Raw genomic sequence first — 16,113 nt, forward strand, 5'->3', positions numbered from 1 at the left:
GTACAATTCCCGGCTATTTTTCGGCGGGCGTCCGGCTCGCAGCCTTTTCGAGTGTTGACCTGTGAGTGATTTGAGTCATATCCGCAATTTCTCCATCATCGCCCACATCGACCATGGCAAGTCGACGCTGGCCGACCGTTTCATCCAGATGTGCGGTGGCCTGACTGCGCGCGAAATGGAAGCTCAGGTTCTCGACTCCATGGATCTCGAGCGCGAGCGCGGTATCACCATCAAAGCCCACAGCGTCACGCTGCACTACAAGGCCCAGGATGGTAAGACCTACCAGCTGAACTTCATCGATACCCCCGGCCACGTCGACTTCACCTATGAAGTCTCGCGCTCGCTGGCGGCGTGCGAGGGTGCGCTGCTGGTGGTCGATGCCGGTCAAGGTGTCGAGGCCCAGTCCGTGGCCAACTGCTACACCGCCATCGAGCAGGGCCTGGAAGTCATGCCCGTGCTGAACAAGATGGACCTGCCCCAGGCCGACCCGGACCGCGTCAAGGACGAGATCGAGAAGATCATCGGCATCGACGCCACCGATGCCGTGGCCTGTAGCGCCAAGAGCGGCATGGGCGTCGACGAGGTACTCGAGCGCCTGGTGCAGACCATCCCCGCGCCGGAGGGCGAGATCGATGCGCCGCTGCAGGCACTGATCATCGACTCCTGGTTCGACAACTACCTGGGCGTGGTCTCGCTGGTGCGCGTGCGCCAGGGCCGCGTCAAGAAGGGCGACAAGATCCTGGTCAAGTCCACCGGTAAGGTGCACCTGGTCGACAGCGTCGGCGTGTTCACCCCGAAACACACCCAGACTGCCGATCTGAAAGCCGGTGAAGTGGGCTTCATCATCGCCAGCATCAAGGACATTCACGGCGCGCCGGTGGGCGACACCCTGACCCTGTCCAACACGCCTGAAGTCGAAGTGCTGCCAGGCTTCAAGAAGATCCAGCCGCAGGTCTACGCCGGCCTGTTCCCGGTCAGTTCCGACGACTTCGAGGACTTCCGCGACGCCCTGCAGAAGCTGACCCTGAACGACTCGTCGTTGCAGTACATGCCGGAAAGCTCCGACGCCCTGGGCTTCGGCTTCCGTTGCGGCTTCCTCGGCATGCTGCACATGGAGATCATCCAGGAGCGCCTGGAGCGCGAATACGACCTGGACCTGATCACCACCGCGCCGAGCGTGATCTACGAGCTGGAGCTCAAGACCGGCGAGACCATCACCGTCGACAACCCATCGAAGCTGCCGGACGTCTCGGCGGTCAACGACTTCCGTGAGCCGATCGTCACCGCGACCATCCTGGTGCCACAGGAGCACCTGGGCAACGTCATCACCCTGTGCATCGAGAAGCGTGGCGTGCAGCGCGACATGCAGTTCCTCGGCAGCCAGGTGCAGGTGCGCTACGACCTGCCGATGAACGAAGTGGTGCTGGACTTCTTCGACCGCCTGAAGTCGACCAGCCGCGGTTACGCCTCGTTGGACTACCATTTCGACCGTTACCAGTCGGCCAACCTGGTCAAGCTGGACGTGTTGATCAACGGCGACAAGGTCGATGCCCTGGCCCTGATCGTGCACCGCGACAATGCCGCCTACAAAGGCCGCGCATTGACCGAAAAGATGAAGGAACTGATCCCTCGGCAGATGTTCGATGTGGCGATCCAGGCAGCCATTGGCGGCCAGATCATCGCGCGGACAACCGTCAAGGCGCTCAGAAAGAACGTACTGGCCAAGTGCTACGGTGGTGACGTCAGCCGTAAGAAGAAGCTGCTGGAGAAGCAGAAGGCCGGTAAGAAACGCATGAAGCAGGTGGGTAACGTGGAGATTCCACAGGAAGCCTTCCTTGCCGTGCTCAGGTTGGATAGCTAGGTCCTATGTCGCTAAATTTCCCGCTGTTGCTCGTCATCGCCGTCGCCGTCTGCGGTCTGTTGGGTCTGATCGACCTGCTGTTCCTGGCCCCGCGCCGGCGGGCGGCGATCGCCAACTACCAGGGCAGCGTCAGCCAGCCCGAAATGGCCGTGGTCGAACGCCTGAACAAGGAGCCCTTGCTGGTCGAGTACGGCAAGTCGTTCTTCCCGGTGCTGTTCATCGTGCTGGTGCTGCGTTCGTTCCTGGTCGAGCCGTTCCAGATCCCGTCGGGGTCGATGAAGCCGACGCTGGAAGTGGGCGACTTCATCCTGGTGAACAAGTTCTCCTACGGCATTCGCCTGCCGGTGATCGACAAGAAGGTCATCGAGGTGGGCGATCCGCAGCGCGGGGATGTGATGGTGTTCCGCTACCCAAGCGACCCCAACGTCAACTACATCAAGCGTGTGGTCGGACTGCCGGGCGACGTGGTGCGCTACACCAGCGACAAGCGACTGTTCGTCAACGGCCAGTCGATCGCCGAGCAACTGGTCGGCAGCGAGCCGGGTACCCTGGGCAGCGCCGAGCTGTACAAGGAAAAGCTCGGTGAAGCCGAGCACCTGATCCGCAAGGAAATGACCCGCTACCGCATGCCGCCGGACCAGCAATGGACCGTGCCGGCCGGTCATTACTTCATGATGGGCGACAACCGCGACAACTCCAACGACAGCCGCTTCTGGGATGACCCGAATATTCCCAAGGAGCTGCACGGCATGGTTCCTGACCGGAACATCGTCGGCAAGGCGTTCGCGGTGTGGATGAGCTGGCCGGAGCCGAAACTCAGCCACTTCCCGAACCTGTCGCGGGTCGGGCTGATCCATTGAGTAACGACGGCGCTGTCCACGGACAGCGCCGATTGCATTTCTGACATAGGCTGTGTTCTCAGGGAGCGAGAGCTTTCGCCGTTTCCGGCGACAGACCGCAGTCAAACCGTCTTTCAGGATGTTGATTTGAACAACGCGTTGAACATTGCACGGGTGGCCCCATGAGCGCTTCCCTGGCCCGCCTGGAGCGCAAGCTCGGCTACACCTTCAAGAACCAGGACCAGATGCTGCTGGCCCTGACCCATCGCAGCTATGCCGGGCGCAATAACGAGCGCCTGGAATTCCTTGGCGATGCCATCCTCAACTTCGTGGTCGGCGAGGCGCTGTTCGAGCGCTTCCCGCAGGCCCGCGAAGGCCAGCTGTCGCGCCTGCGTGCACGCCTGGTCAAGGGCGAGACCCTGGCCCGTCTGGCCCGTGGCTTCGACCTGGGCGAGTACCTGCGCCTAGGCTCGGGCGAACTCAAGAGCGGTGGCTTTCGTCGCGAGTCGATCCTCGCCGACGCCCTCGAGGCCCTGATCGGCGCCATCTACCAGGACGCCGACATGCAGACCGCCCGCGAGCGTATCCTGGCCTGGCTGACCGATGAGTTCGACGGGCTGACCCTGGTCGACACCAACAAGGACCCCAAGACCCGCCTGCAGGAGTTCCTGCAGTCGCGTGCCTGCGAGCTGCCACGCTACGAAGTGGTGGACATCCAGGGCGAACCGCACTGCCGGACCTTCTTCGTCGAATGCGAAGTGGTCCTGCTGAACAAGAAAAGCCGCGGCCAGGGCGTGAGCCGGCGTATCGCCGAGCAGGTCGCCGCTGCCGCCGCATTGATCGCCCTGGGCGTGGAGAATGGCAATGACTGAGAACACTTCGACCCGCTGCGGCTATGTCGCCATTGTCGGTCGCCCCAACGTGGGCAAGTCCACGCTGCTCAACCACATCCTCGGGCAGAAGCTGGCGATTACCTCGCGCAAGCCGCAGACCACCCGCCACAACATGCTCGGTATCAAGACCGAGGGTGACGTGCAGGCGATCTATGTCGATACCCCCGGCATGCACAAGGCCAACGACAAGGCGCTCAACCGCTACATGAACCGCAACGCCTCGGCGGCCCTCAAGGACGTCGACGTGGTGATCTTCGTGGTCGACCGTACCAAGTGGACCGACGAGGACCAGCTTGTGCTGGAGAGGGTGCAGTACGTCACCGGCCCGTTGATCATTGCGGTCAACAAGACCGACCGCATGGAAGAGAAGTCCGAGCTGATCCCGCATCTGCAATGGCTGCAGGAACAACTGCCGAACGCCGAAGTGATGCCGATCTCCGCGCAGCAGGGGCACAACCTCGAAGCGCTGGAAGCCCAGATCGCCAAGCACCTGCCGGAGAACGAACACTTCTTCCCGGAAGACCAGATCACCGACCGCAGCAGCCGCTTCCTCGCCGCCGAACTGGTGCGCGAGAAGATCATGCGCCAGCTGGGCGCGGAGCTGCCGTACCAGATCACCGTGGAAATCGAGGAGTTCAAGCAGCAGGGCCATGTGCTGCATATCCATGCGCTGATCCTGGTCGAGCGTGACGGGCAGAAGAAGATCATCATTGGCGACAAGGGCGAGCGTATCAAACGCATCGGTTCCGAGGCGCGCAAGGACATGGAAGTGCTGTTCGACTCCAAGGTCATGCTCAACCTGTGGGTCAAGGTCAAGGGTGGCTGGTCCGACGACGAGCGCGCCCTGCGGTCGCTGGGTTACGGCGACCTGTAAAGCCTGTACCCCCTCTGTAGGAGCGGCCTTGTGCCGCGAAAGGGTCGCGCAGCGGCCCCAAGATCTCGATTACTACGTGGGTCTTGGGGCCGCTGCGCGACCCTTTCGCGGCACAAGGCCGCTCCTACATGGGTTGCGTCAAACCTGGGTTCAGAGATCGTCATGGAACAACCAGCCCCCCAACCCGCCTACGTGCTGCACAGCCGCCCCTACAAGGAAACCAGCGCGCTGGTGGACTTCCTCACCCCCCAGGGGCGGGTGCGGGCGGTGCTGCGCCGGGCGCGGGGCAAGGGTGGCAGCCTGGTGCGGCCGTTCGTGCCGCTGGAAGTCGAACTGCGCGGGCGCGGCGAACTGAAGAACGTCGGCCGCCTGGACAGCTCCGGCATTGCCGCCTGGCTGCATGGCGACGCGCTGTTCAGCGGACTCTACCTCAATGAGCTGCTGATGCGCCTGTTGCCCGCCGAGGCGCCGCACCCGGCGTTGTTCGAACACTACACCCTGACCTTGCAGGCCCTGGCCGCCGGGCGGCCGCTGGAGCCGTTGCTGCGCTCCTTCGAATGGCGCCTGCTGGACGAGCTGGGTTATGCCTTCGCTTTGGATCATGACGTCAACGACAGCGCCGTCGTCGCCGAGGGGCTCTATCGCCTGCAGGTGGACGCTGGCCTTGAGCGGGTCGAGCTGTTCCAGCCCGGGCTGTTCAAGGGCAGCGAGCTGCTGGCCCTGGCCCAGGCCGATTGGGAGGCGCCCGGCGCCTTGCTCGCCGCCAAGCGCCTGATGCGCCAGGCCCTGGCGGTGCACCTGGGGCCCAAGCCGCTGGTCAGCCGGGAACTGTTTCGCAAGCGCTGATCAGCACGTATGCTGTGGCCCTCAACCTTCAGGAGTGCCCCTTCGTGACTCACAGCAACCGCATGCTTCTCGGCGTCAACATCGACCACGTGGCGACCTTGCGCCAGGCCCGGGGCACCCGCTATCCGGACCCGGTCAAGGCCGCCCTGGACGCCGAGGAAGCGGGTGCCGACGGCATCACCGTGCACCTGCGCGAAGACCGCCGGCATATCCAGGAGCGCGACGTGCTGCTGCTCAAGGACGTGCTGCAGACCCGCATGAACTTCGAGATGGGCGTCACCGAAGAGATGATGGCCTTCGCCGAGAAGATCCGCCCGGCGCATATCTGTCTGGTGCCGGAAACCCGCCAGGAACTGACTACCGAAGGCGGCCTCGATGTGGCCGGCCAGGAAGCGCGGATCAAGGCGGCGGTCGAGCGCCTGTCGCGCACTGGCGCCGAGGTGTCGCTGTTCATCGATGCCGACGAGCGGCAGATCGAGGCTTCGCGCCGTGTCGGCGCGCCGGCCATCGAGCTGCACACCGGCCGCTATGCGGACGCCGAGACACCGACCGAGGTGGCAGAGGAGCTCAAGCGTATTGTCGATGGCGTGGCATTTGGCGTTAGCCAGGGCCTGATCGTCAATGCCGGCCATGGCCTGCACTACCACAACGTCGAGGCCGTGGCCGCGATCAAGGGCATCAACGAACTGAACATCGGCCACGCGCTGGTGGCCCATGCGCTGTTTGTCGGTTTCAAGGCGGCGGTAGCAGAGATGAAGGCACTGATCGTCGCCGCTTCGCGCTGATCAGCGCTCTTCAGTACCGGCCCTTTCGCGGGTAAACCCGCTCCCACAGGTACTGGGCAAGCCCCAGGGCTGGTGAGATCCCTGTGGGAGCGGGTTTACCCGCGAAGAGGCCGGCGCTGGCGGTGGATCACTCGGCCTGGAACACCAGGGTGAAGCGAGTCGGGCCCGCTGGTTGGCTCTGAACCTCCACCCGCCCCCCATGCAACTGCATGATCGACTTCACGATCGCCAGCCCCAACCCCGTCCCGCCTTCCAATCGCGAACGCCCGGCCCCGGCCCTGTAGAACCGCTCGAACAGGTGCGGCAAATGCGCCTCGCCAATCCCCGGCCCGCGATTTTCCACCCACACGCAGACCTGGTCACCGACTCGCTCAATCCCCACGGCCACCGGCTGGCCTTCAGGGCCATGGCGAATCGCATTGCTCAGCAGGTTCGACAGCGCCCGCTGGAACATCAGCTTGTCCGCCATCGCGGTACCCCAGCCTTGCAAGTGCAGGGAGATGCCCTTGAGCTCGGCGCTGAAGGTGAACAGCTCACTCACCCGCGCCACTTCGTCTGCCAGCGCCACAGGGGTCAGTGCCACCTGGGTCTGCGGCTGGCTGACCTGGGCCAGGAACAGCATGTCGTTGATGATGCGGTTGAGCCGGGTCAGCTCTTCGACGCTGTCCTCCAGCGCCTCGCGATACTTGTCGCCATCACGCTCGCGGGCCAGGGTCACCTGGGCCTTGCCCATCAGGTTGCCGATCGGCGTGCGCAGTTCGTGGGCCAGGTCGTCGGAAAACTGCGACAGCTGGCGCACGCCCTGGTCGAGCCGGTCGAGCATGACGTTGATGGCACGGGCCAGGTCGGCCAGCTCGGCAGGCAGGCCCTCGTCCGGCAGGCGATGCGCCAGGTCCTGGGTCGAGACCTGCCCGGCGATCCGGCGAAAGTGCCGCAGCGGGCGCAGGCCGCGCTGCACCAGCTTCCACGCGGCGATGCCGATCAGCACCAGCAGCAGCGGCAGGGCCAGCAGGGTCGAGTTCAGGTAGGCCTGCAACAGGCTGTTGTCATCGCTGCGGTTGAGCGACATCAGCACCTTGACCGGGGTGTCGTCGCGCAGGCGCATCAGGCGGCTGGCAGTGAGGATCTGATTACCATCATCGTCGCGCCAGGTATGGAAGGTCAGCTGGTTGTCGGCCTCCTGGTTCAGCAGGTGCTGCGACTGCAGCGCCGGCCCCAGGCTGAGCAGGGCGGGGTGGCGGCCGTTGACGGCCAGCACGCTGAGGCTGAGGTTGTCGTGCCCCATGACCAGGTCGAGCAGGGGGTGGGCGCGGGCACCCAGATCGTCGCTGCGCAGATCGACGCGCAGGTTGTGTTCGACCTGTTGCATCTTGCGCGCCAGGTCCTTACGCGCCCGGCTGTCCAGCTCGTGGTCGAGGGCGAACACCGCCAGGCACGCCAGCAGCAAGACCAGCGCCGCGCCCAGCAAGGTGACGGTCAGGCCCAGGCGCAGCGACAGGCTGGAGCGCTTCACGTCCGTGCCTCGAGCACGTAGCCGACGCCGCGCAGGGTGTGGATCAGCTTGTCCTCGAACGGGTCGTCGATCTTTGCCCGCAGGCGGCGGATCGACACCTCCACCACGTTGGTGTCGCAGTCGAAGTTCATGTCCCACACCAGCGAGATGATCTGCGTGCGCGACAGCACCTCGCCGCTCTGGCGCATCAGCAGGTGCAACAGGGCGAATTCCTTGGCGGTCAGGTCGATGCGCTGGCCGCCGCGCCAGGCCCGGTGGCGGCCGGGGTCGAGTTCGAGGTCGGCGACCTTCAGCGTGCTTGGCTGCAGATGCTGGTCGTTGCGCCGCAACAGGCTGCGGATGCGCGCCAGCAGTTCGGGGAACTCGAAGGGCTTGAGCAGATAGTCGTCAGCGCCCAGGTCCAGCCCCTTGACCCGGTCGGCCAGGCGGCCATGGGCGGTGAGCATCATGATCCGCGTCGAGGATTCGGCGCGCAGGCGCTGCAGCACGCCCCAGCCATCGAGCCCGGGCAGGTTGACATCGAGGATCACCAGGTCGTACGCCTGCTGGCGGGCCAGGTGCAGGCCGTCGGTGCCGGTGTGGGCGCAATCGACCACGTAGCCGTTCTCGCGCAGGCCCTGTTGCAGGTAGTCGGCGGTGCGGGGTTCGTCCTCGATGATCAGTAGGCGCATGGTCGGGCTCTGTGTGGAAAGGGGGCGATTCTCGACCCTGTAGTGACATCAGGGTCAAGCGGCGAGGATGTTACTGGATGCGAATGGGCAAGCGGCGGGAATAACGGATTTGTAATACGCGGGTCATGTGCCTGACAGGGCGATCCTGTGCGAGCGGGCTTGCCCCGCGATGCGGTTGTCTTGCAGGACTGTAATGTCCGCCTCACCTTGGCGTTAGCTGCCGCTTGCGATGATGGCCCTGTCGAAACGGTTAACACGAGGCAAGCACGATGAACCTGACCAAGTACCTGCTGCTGGCGATTCTCGCCTTGGGCAGCACCAGTGTTTTCGCCGAGGGTGGCGCGGAACGTTCGAAGCAATTCTGGCAAGCGTTCCGCGACGACCAGGCTCGCCTGCACGGCGACAAGCAGCAGGCGCTGGCCGAGCGCGAGGCCGAGGAAAAGGCCCGCGAACTGGCCAAGGACTGAGTACCACACACCTGCACCGCGACAGCTCCTCGGCGCAGGTGACCCTGGGCGCCCGAACGGGCGCCTTTTTTTATTTGCGTGCCAGCAATGTGGCGCGACGCGGGGCCGGCAGGCCTTCGACGGTCTTGCCGTGGTCGTTCGGGTCGAGGAAGTCGCCCAGCGACTGGTAGCGCATCCACTCGGTGCTGCGCTGCTCCTCGATGCTGGTGACGCTGACATCGACGCAGCGCACATCGCTGAAGCCGGCGCGGCGCAGCCAGCGCTCCAGGGCCGGCACCGACGGCAGGAACCAGACGTTGCGCATCTGCGCGTAGCGATCCTCGGGTACCAGCACCTGGTTTTCGTCACCCTCGATCACCAGGGTTTCCAGCACCAGTTCACCGCCCTTGACCAGGCAGTCCTTGAGCGCCAGCAGGTGCTCGATGGGCGAGCGGCGGTGGTAGAACACGCCCATGGAGAACACGGTGTCGAAGCCTTCGAGGTTGGCCGGCAGCTCTTCGAGGGCGAACGGCAGGTGCCAGGCCGGCAGTTCAGGCAGGTACTGCTGCACGGCCTGGAACTGGCAGAAGAACAGCCAGTTGGGGTCCACGCCGATGACCATGTCGGCGCCGGCGCCGAGCATACGCCACTGGTAGTAGCCGTTGCCGCAGCCGACGTCGAGCACACGCTTGCCCTTGAGGTCCAGGTGCGGGCCGACCCGCGACCATTTCCAGTCCGAGCGCCATTCGGTGTCGACATGCACGCCGAACAGGTCGAACGGGCCCTTGCGCCAGGGCGACAGGCCCATCAGCGCCTGGCGCATCTGCGCCCGGGTGGCGTCGTCGCAGGTGCAGTCCAGGCGCAGGCCGTCGACCAGGTCGATCTCGCTCGGGGTCAGCTGCGGCAGTGCCTCGAGGGCGCCACGCCAGCGGTCGAGGTCGCCGTGGCCCTTTTCCAGCTTGGCTTCGAGTTGCGCCTGCAGGCCCTGGGACCAGGTGGCAAGGGGCGTGCCCGCCAGGCGGCGGACGAGGGGGGACAGATCGATCATGGCAGGGCTATCAGCGAGGCGAAGTTGAGGCATTGGAACCAGGGCACGACCTTGGAGAAACCGGCAGCGCGCAGGCGCTGTTCATGGGTCTCCAGGGTGTCGGGCTTCATCACGTTCTCGATGGCACTGCGCTTCTGGGCGATTTCCAGTTCGCTGTAGCCATTGGCACGCTTGAAGTCCAGGTGCAGTTCGTTGAGCAGGTCCTGCTCCTGCGCGTCGGTGAAGCGCAGTTTTTCCGAGAGGATCAGCGCACCGCCCGGCAACAGGGCCTGGCGGATGCGGCCCAGCAGCTCCAGGCGCTGCTCGGGGGCGACGAACTGCAGGGTGAAGTTCATCGCCACCACCGAGGCGGGCTCGAAGGGCAGGGCGAGGATGTCGGCCTCCAGCACCTGCACCGGCAGCAGCTCCTGGAACATCGAGTCCTGGGCGGTGAGGTACTGGCGGCAGCGCTCGACCATGGCCGCGGAGTTGTCCACCGCGATGACCCGGCAGCCGTCCGTGCGCACATGGCGACGCAGCGCCTGGGTCACCGCGCCCAGCGAGGCGCCGAGGTCGTACAGCGCGGAGTTCGGCTGGGCGAAGCGCGCGGCCAGCACGCCGAGGTTCTCGACGATGGTCGGGTAACCGGGCACCGAGCGCTTGATCATGTCCGGGAACACCTGCACCACGTCTTCGTTGAAGACGAAGTCGGGCACCTGCTCCAGGGGTTGGGCGAATAGGCGGTCGGGTTGTTTGCTCACGGGTGGGTCCAGGCGGCTGGCAATCTACAGGGGCGGCATTCTAGCCAAACCACGGCAAGCTTGCATGATTCGCTGACCGGCGCCGCCCGCTTACTTGACCCGGATGGCGCAATCGAAGGTCTGCACCGGGCGCACTTCCGGGGCCCACGGCTGCTGGTAGACCAGGATCAGGTGACCCTCGCCGGCGGCCTTGGCCTGGAAACGCCAGGTGGAAAGCCCGCCGCTGCCGACGATGCCGGCTTGTTCCGGTGAGTTGTATACCTCGGGGCCGAGGCTGCGCAGGATCTCCGGGGCCGGGTTCTGCAGCAGCCAGCGGTAGCCGGTGGTGGGGTTGCTGGGCAGCGTGAGGGTCATGGTCTGGCCGACGACCAGACGCTTGGGGCACTCGCTGTCGCCGTCCAGTTCGACGGTGTGTTGCGGGTGCTGGGCGCAGGCGGTGAGCAGGGCCAGGCCCAGGGGGACGAGCAGACGAGGGGCGATCATGTTGGCTCCTGAGGCTGAAGTTGCCTGAGGATAACCGAAGCTGTCGGAAGTTTGTGTGGTCTGTGCGGGCCAGATCGCGGGGCAAGCCCGCTCCTACAGGTTCCTGCAGGAGCTGGCTTGGGCTTTTTAGAACAGCACTTTCGCCACGTCGGCAAAGCGCTTGGCGAAATGCACGGTCAAACCGTCTTTCAGGTATTCGGGCAACTCTTCGAAGTCACCGCGGTTGGCCTCCGGCAGGATCAGTTCGAAGATCTTCTGCCGGCGCGCCGCGATCACCTTCTCGCGCACCCCGCCGATCGGCAGCACCTGGCCGGTCAGGGTCAGCTCGCCGGTCATCGCCACGCCCTTTTTCGGCGCCTGGTCACGGGCCAGCGACAGCAGGGCGCTGGCCATGGTCACGCCGGCGCTGGGGCCGTCCTTCGGCGTGGCGCCTTCAGGGACATGCAGGTGGATGAAGGCCTCGTTGAAATAACCCGGCGTACCGCCGAACTGCTTCAGGTTCGAGCTGACGTAGCTGTAGGCGATCTCCGCCGACTCCTTCATCACCTCGCCCAGCTGTCCGGTGAGCTTGAGGCCACGACTGAGGGTATGGATGGGGGTGGCTTCGATGGGCAGGGTCGCACCGCCCATGCTGGTCCAGGCCAGGCCGGTGATCACGCCCTTGCCGGCCAGCACCTGTTCGCTGCGGAACACCGGCATGCCCAGGGCGGGCTCCAGGTCCTTGGCGGCAATCCTGATCTTGGCCTCGGGGTCCTCGAGCAGCTTGACCACCGACTTGCGCACCAGCTTGCCCAGCTGTTTTTCCAGCTGCCGCACCCCGGCTTCGCGGGCGTAGCCTTCGATCACTGCGCGCAGGGCGGCGTCGTTGATGCCCAGGCTGGCCTTGGACACGCCGGCCTTCTCCAGTTGCTTGGGCCACAGGTGACGCTTGGCGATGGCCAGCTTCTCTTCGGTGATGTAGCCGGACAGGCGGATCACTTCCATGCGGTCGAGCAAGGGGCCGGGGATCGAGTCGAGGGTGTTGGCGGTGCAGACGAACAGCACCTTGGACAGGTCCAGGCGCAGGTCCAGGTAATGGTCGAGGAAGTCGACGTTCTGCTCGGGGTCGAGGGTCTCCAGCAGCGCCGAGGCCGGGTCGCCCTGGTAGCTCTGGCCCATCTTGTCGATCTCGTCGAGCATGATCACCGGGTTCATCACCTCGACTTCCTTCAGCGCCTGCACCAGCTTGCCCGGCTGGGCGCCGATATAGGTGCGGCGGTGGCCCTTGATCTCGGCCTCGTCGCGCATGCCGCCGACACTGAAGCGGTAGAACGGCCGGCCCAGGGATTCGGCGATGGACTTGCCGATGCTGGTCTTGCCCACGCCCGGCGGGCCCACCAGCAGCACGATGGAGCCGCTGATCTCACCCTTCCAGGCGCCCACGGCGAGGAACTCGAGGATACGTTCCTTGATGTCGTCCAGGCCCGCGTGGTGGCGGTCGAGCACCTTGCGCGCGTGCTTGAGGTCGAGCTTGTCCTTGCCGTACACGCCCCAGGGCAGGGCCGTGGCCCATTCCAGGTAGTTGCGGGTAACGGCGTACTCCGGCGAGCCGGTCTCGAGGATGGCCAGCTTGCCCATCTCTTCGTCGATGCGTTTTTTCGCCTGGTCAGGCAGGGTCTTGCCCTCCAGGCGCTGCTGGAACTGCTCCAGGTCGGCGCTGCGGTCGTCCTTGGTCAGGCCCAGCTCCTGCTGGATGACCTTGAGCTGCTCCTTGAGGAAGAACTCGCGCTGGTGCTCGCCGATCTGCCGGTTCACCTCGGCGGAGATCTCGTTCTGCAGCCGGGCCACCTCGACTTCCTTGCGCAGCATCGGCAGGACCTTTTCCATGCGCTTGAGCATGGGCACGCAGTCGAGCACTTCCTGCAGCTGGTTGCCGGTGGCCGAGGTGAGGGCGGCGGCAAAGTCGGTCAGTGGCGACGGGTCGTTGGGGCTGAAGCGGTTGAGGTAGTTCTTCAGCTCTTCGCTGTACAGCGGGTTGAGCGGCAGCAGCTCCTTGATCGCGTTGATCAGGGCCATGCCGTAGGCCTTGACCTCGTCGGTGGGCTCGGCCGGCTGGCGTGGGTAGTCGACTTCCACCAGGTAGGGCGGGCGATGGTGCTTGAGCCAGGTGCGGATGCGCACCCGGGTCAGGCCCTGGGCGACGAACTGCAGCTTGCCGCCTTCGCGGCTGGCGTGGTGCACCTTCACCAGCGTGCCGTACTCGGGCAGGGCCTTGGTGTCGAAGTGGCGGTGGTCTTCCGGCGGGGTGTCCATGAAGAACAGCGCCAGGGAGTGGTGCGGGGTCTTGGCGACCAGGTCGAGGGTTTCGGCCCAGGGTTCTTCGTTGACGATCACCGGCAGCACTTGCGCGGGGAAGAACGGGCGGTTGTGGATCGGGATCACGTAGACCTTGTCCGGCAGCTGCTGGCCGGGCAGGGCGAGGTGGTGGCCGGGGGTGGCCGAGGTATCGAGGTGTTCGACTTCGCTGTGTTCGTCGGGATGTTCCGGGAAATCCTGCTGGTCGCTCATGGGGCACCTGCGTGAATGGCTATGGTGCTTAGATGGGGCAGGGGAGGATGGGTTTCAATGGTAGACGAACGGGGTGAAACCATCGCGGGGCAAGCCCGCTCCCACGAGCCCCATACAGGCTGCGTGGGAGCGGGCTTGCCCCGCGATGAGGCTTACTCGGCTAGTTTGTAAGCGATGATGTAATCACCCATGCGGGTGCCCAGCGAGCCATGGCCGCCGGCGGTCACCAGCACGTACTGCTTGCCGTCCTTGCCGGTGTAGGTCATCGGCGTGGCCTGGCCGCCTGCCGGCAGGCGGCCCTTCCACAGCTCCTGGCCGTTCTTCACGTCATAGGCGCGCAGGTACTGGTCCAGGGTGCCGCTGAGGAAGCCCACGCCACCGGCGGTGACGATCGAGCCACCCATGCTCGGCACGCCCACCGGCATACCGATCGGCACCGGGGTGCTGTCGCGGGTGGTGCCGTTCTTGTGCTTCCACACCACCTTGTTGGTGAACAGGTCGATGGCCGCCACATAGCCCCAGGCTGGCGCCTGGCACGGGATGCCCAGCGGCGACATGAACGGGTGCATGGTTACCGCGTATGGCGCGCCGGCGTTCGGCTGCACGCCGCTGGTCTCGCTTTCGCGCTTGCTGCCTTCGGCTACCTGCTCACGCGGGATCATCTTCGACACGAAGGCCATGTAGTTCGGCGAGGTGAAGAGGATCTGGCGCACCGGGTCGACCGACACGCTGCCCCAGTTGAACACGCCGACGTTGCCCGGGTAGACCAGGCTGCCCTGCTCGGACGGCGGGGTGTACTGGCCTTCGTAGCGCAGGCTGCGGAACTGGATGCGGCAGAGCATCTGGTCGAACGGCGTGGCGCCCCACATGGCCTGTTCGGTCAGCTCGGGGCCGAGCAGGTTGAGGTCGGAGCGGGCCTGGGTCGGCGCGGTGTGGTCGCCTTTCACGGCGCCCTGCGGTACCGGGATCTCGCGGATCGGCACGATCGGCGTGCCGTCGCGGCGGTCGAGCACGTACAGGCTGCCTTGCTTGGTCGGCACGATGACCGCCGGCTTGACGCCGTCGTCGGTCTTCAGGTGAACCAGGGTCGGCTGGCTGCCAACGTCCATGTCCCACAGGTCGTGGTGGGTGAACTGGTAGTTCCAGCGCGCCTTGCCGGTGGCCAGGTCCAGGGCGACGATGCCGGCGCTGTATTTCTCGGCGCCGGGAGTGCGGTCGGCGCCCCACTGGTCGGGGGTCTGGTTGCCCAGCGGCAGGTAGATCATGCCGAGGTCTTCATCGACGCTGGCGATCGACCACATGTTGGCCGAGTTGCGGCTGTACATTTTCCCGTCGGCCAGGGGCTTGGTGTCGTCCGGGTTGTTGCTGTCCCAGTTCCACACCAGGTGGCCGTCGTGCACGTCGTAGGCGCGGATCACGCCGGACGGCTCGTTGGTCGACTCGTTGTCGGTGACGTGGCCACCGATGATCACCAGGCTACGGGTGATCGCCGCCGGCGAGGTGGAGTAGTAGCCACCGGCGGTGAACGGGCCGATGCCGCGGGTCAGGTCGATCACGCCCTGGTTGGCGAAGCCTTCGCAGACCTTGCCGGTGTCGGCGTTGATGGCGATCAGGCGGGCGTCGGCGGTGGGCAGGTAGAGGCGGCGCGGGCAGGCCTGGGCCACGGCCTGGCCTGCGTCGGTGATCTTCGGCGCGGGGCTGCCGTCACGGCTGACGTAGCTGTTCTCGTCGTAGTACGAGACGCCGCGGCAGGTCATGTGGGCGAAGCCCTTGAAGGTGCCGGTGGGGCTCTTGACCTGCGGGTCGTAGCGCCAGATCTCGGCGCCGGTGTCCGGGTCCAGGGCCAGCAGGCGGCTGTGGGCGGTGCACGCATAGAGCATGCCGTTGACCTTCAGCGGGGTGTTCTGGTTGGTCAGCTCCACCGGGTCGTTTTCGCTCGGCAGGTCACCGGTGCGGATGCGCCAGGCCTCTTCCAGGCGGTAGGCGTTCTGCGGGGTGATCTGGCGCAGCGGCGAGTAGCGGTCGCCGTGTTCGGTGCGGCCGTAGGCCTGCCATTCACCGTCCGGCATGGCCGGGGCGGCGCTGCCCATCTCGCTGTTGTCGCGGGTGAACTCGCCACGGATCTCGCCCGGGTGGGTGAACTGACTGGCCACGGCGGTGGCGCCGGAGGCGACCACGGCGACGCTGAGCAGGGCGGTGTTGACCTTCGACGCGGGGCCGACCAGCGGGCGGCGCGCCCACGGCAGCAGCAGGACCACGCCGATGGCGAACCAGATGGCCAGGCGCGGCACCAGTTGCCACCAGTCCAGGCCGACTTCCAGCAGCGCCCAGGCGGTGCTACCCAGCAGCACCAGGCCATACAGGCCCAGGGCGATGCGGCGCTTGGCCAGCAGCAGGATGCCGGACAGGGCGAAGCCGATACCGGCAATCAGGTAGTAAAGCGAGCCACCCAGCTGGCTCAGCTTGATGCCGCCGGCCAGCAGGGCCAGGCCCATCAGCAGCAGCAGAACGCCCATCAGGCGCGGTAGCCAGCGGGTTCCATTCTTGGCACCGTCAGTGCTCATCGT

The 16,113-nt window shown here is 65.5% G+C and carries 14 protein-coding genes; 7 read left to right on the forward strand and 7 right to left on the reverse strand.

From position 1 onward, the window contains the following. Window positions 1-61 precede the first annotated feature (61 nt). The 6 genes from lepA (at window position 62) to pdxJ (ending at window position 6,098) form a co-directional block, all read left to right on the forward strand. The gene (gene lepA / locus LU671_RS12215) at window positions 62-1,861 is read left to right on the forward strand and encodes a translation elongation factor 4 (protein ID WP_110739522.1); all 1,800 of its coding nucleotides are present in this window, start codon (window positions 62-64) and stop codon (window positions 1,859-1,861) included. 5 nt (window positions 1,862-1,866) lie between these two features. Continuing rightward, window positions 1,867-2,721, forward strand: coding sequence for a signal peptidase I (lepB, locus tag LU671_RS12220; protein WP_110739523.1), 855 nt, complete (start codon window positions 1,867-1,869; stop codon window positions 2,719-2,721). 161 nt (window positions 2,722-2,882) lie between these two features. Beyond that, entirely contained in the window at window positions 2,883-3,572 is a 690-nt protein-coding gene (gene rnc, locus LU671_RS12225) for a ribonuclease III (RefSeq protein ID WP_028690123.1), read from the forward strand. Continuing rightward, the gene (gene era, locus LU671_RS12230) at window positions 3,565-4,467 is read left to right on the forward strand and encodes a GTPase Era (RefSeq protein WP_203647791.1); all 903 of its coding nucleotides are present in this window, start codon (window positions 3,565-3,567) and stop codon (window positions 4,465-4,467) included. The genes rnc and era overlap by 8 nt, the downstream gene beginning before the upstream one ends. Window positions 4,468-4,629: 162 nt before the next feature. Continuing rightward, the gene (gene recO / locus LU671_RS12235; protein WP_203647790.1) at window positions 4,630-5,313 is read left to right on the forward strand and encodes a DNA repair protein RecO; all 684 of its coding nucleotides are present in this window, start codon (window positions 4,630-4,632) and stop codon (window positions 5,311-5,313) included. 62 nt (window positions 5,314-5,375) lie between these two features. Then, on the forward strand, window positions 5,376-6,098 hold the full coding sequence (pdxJ, locus tag LU671_RS12240; RefSeq protein ID WP_269806722.1) for a pyridoxine 5'-phosphate synthase: 723 nt from the start codon (window positions 5,376-5,378) through the stop codon (window positions 6,096-6,098). 127 nt (window positions 6,099-6,225) lie between these two features. Here the strand turns inward: pdxJ and LU671_RS12245 are convergent, their stop codons facing one another. Together LU671_RS12245 and LU671_RS12250 are read right to left on the reverse strand one after the other, a co-directional pair. Beyond that, on the reverse strand, window positions 6,226-7,611 hold the full coding sequence (locus tag LU671_RS12245; RefSeq protein WP_232855783.1) for a heavy metal sensor histidine kinase: 1,386 nt from the start codon (window positions 7,609-7,611) through the stop codon (window positions 6,226-6,228). Beyond that, the gene (locus tag LU671_RS12250; RefSeq protein WP_050703990.1) at window positions 7,608-8,282 is read right to left on the reverse strand and encodes a heavy metal response regulator transcription factor; all 675 of its coding nucleotides are present in this window, start codon (window positions 8,280-8,282) and stop codon (window positions 7,608-7,610) included. Before LU671_RS12250 ends, LU671_RS12245 begins: the two co-directional genes overlap by 4 nt. Before the next feature lie 269 nt (window positions 8,283-8,551). Here LU671_RS12250 and LU671_RS12255 point away from each other — a divergent pair, with 269 nt between their 5' ends. Then, on the forward strand, window positions 8,552-8,749 hold the full coding sequence (locus tag LU671_RS12255; RefSeq protein WP_203647788.1) for a hypothetical protein: 198 nt from the start codon (window positions 8,552-8,554) through the stop codon (window positions 8,747-8,749). Between the two features lie 70 nt (window positions 8,750-8,819). Here LU671_RS12255 and cmoB read toward each other — a convergent pair whose 3' ends face one another. The 5 genes from cmoB to LU671_RS12280 all read right to left on the reverse strand — a co-directional run bounded on the left by cmoB (window position 8,820) and on the right by LU671_RS12280 (window position 16,110). Beyond that, entirely contained in the window at window positions 8,820-9,776 is a 957-nt protein-coding gene (gene cmoB, locus LU671_RS12260) for a tRNA 5-methoxyuridine(34)/uridine 5-oxyacetic acid(34) synthase CmoB (protein ID WP_203647787.1), read from the reverse strand. Further along, entirely contained in the window at window positions 9,773-10,516 is a 744-nt protein-coding gene (gene cmoA, locus LU671_RS12265; protein ID WP_050703993.1) for a carboxy-S-adenosyl-L-methionine synthase CmoA, read from the reverse strand. The genes cmoB and cmoA overlap by 4 nt, the downstream gene beginning before the upstream one ends. A 90-nt stretch (window positions 10,517-10,606) precedes the next feature. Continuing rightward, window positions 10,607-10,999, reverse strand: a complete 393-nt coding sequence (locus tag LU671_RS12270) for a protease inhibitor I42 family protein (protein WP_203647786.1) — start codon at window positions 10,997-10,999, stop codon at window positions 10,607-10,609. 126 nt (window positions 11,000-11,125) lie between these two features. Further along, entirely contained in the window at window positions 11,126-13,546 is a 2,421-nt protein-coding gene (gene lon, locus LU671_RS12275) for an endopeptidase La (RefSeq protein ID WP_203647785.1), read from the reverse strand. Window positions 13,547-13,698: 152 nt separating this feature from the next. Further along, a complete protein-coding gene (locus tag LU671_RS12280) occupies window positions 13,699-16,110 on the reverse strand; it encodes a glucose/quinate/shikimate family membrane-bound PQQ-dependent dehydrogenase (protein ID WP_203647784.1) in 2,412 nt (803 codons plus the stop codon). Window positions 16,111-16,113 lie beyond the last annotated feature (3 nt).

Origin of the sequence: Pseudomonas sp. NMI760_13, from assembly GCF_021283245.1 — a bacterium.
In the GTDB taxonomy this organism is placed as follows: Bacteria; Pseudomonadota; Gammaproteobacteria; order Pseudomonadales; family Pseudomonadaceae; genus Aquipseudomonas; species Aquipseudomonas peradeniyensis.

Bases quoted from the DNA above. Each gene is read 5' to 3' on its own strand.
- lepB (WP_110739523.1), top strand. From the start codon at position 1,867: ATGTCGCTAAATTTCCCGCTGTTGCTCGTCATCGCCGTCGCCGTCTGC.
- rnc (WP_028690123.1), top strand. From the start codon at position 2,883: ATGAGCGCTTCCCTGGCCCGCCTGGAGCGCAAGCTCGGCTACACCTTC.
- era (WP_203647791.1), top strand. From the start codon at position 3,565: ATGACTGAGAACACTTCGACCCGCTGCGGCTATGTCGCCATTGTCGGT.
- recO (WP_203647790.1), top strand. From the start codon at position 4,630: ATGGAACAACCAGCCCCCCAACCCGCCTACGTGCTGCACAGCCGCCCC.
- pdxJ (WP_269806722.1), top strand. From the start codon at position 5,376: ATGCTTCTCGGCGTCAACATCGACCACGTGGCGACCTTGCGCCAGGCC.
- LU671_RS12250 (WP_050703990.1), bottom strand. From the start codon at position 8,282: ATGCGCCTACTGATCATCGAGGACGAACCCCGCACCGCCGACTACCTG.
- LU671_RS12255 (WP_203647788.1), top strand. From the start codon at position 8,552: ATGAACCTGACCAAGTACCTGCTGCTGGCGATTCTCGCCTTGGGCAGC.
- cmoB (WP_203647787.1), bottom strand. From the start codon at position 9,776: ATGATCGATCTGTCCCCCCTCGTCCGCCGCCTGGCGGGCACGCCCCTT.
- LU671_RS12270 (WP_203647786.1), bottom strand. From the start codon at position 10,999: ATGATCGCCCCTCGTCTGCTCGTCCCCCTGGGCCTGGCCCTGCTCACC.
- lon (WP_203647785.1), bottom strand. From the start codon at position 13,546: ATGAGCGACCAGCAGGATTTCCCGGAACATCCCGACGAACACAGCGAA.
- LU671_RS12280 (WP_203647784.1), bottom strand. From the start codon at position 16,110: ATGAGCACTGACGGTGCCAAGAATGGAACCCGCTGGCTACCGCGCCTG.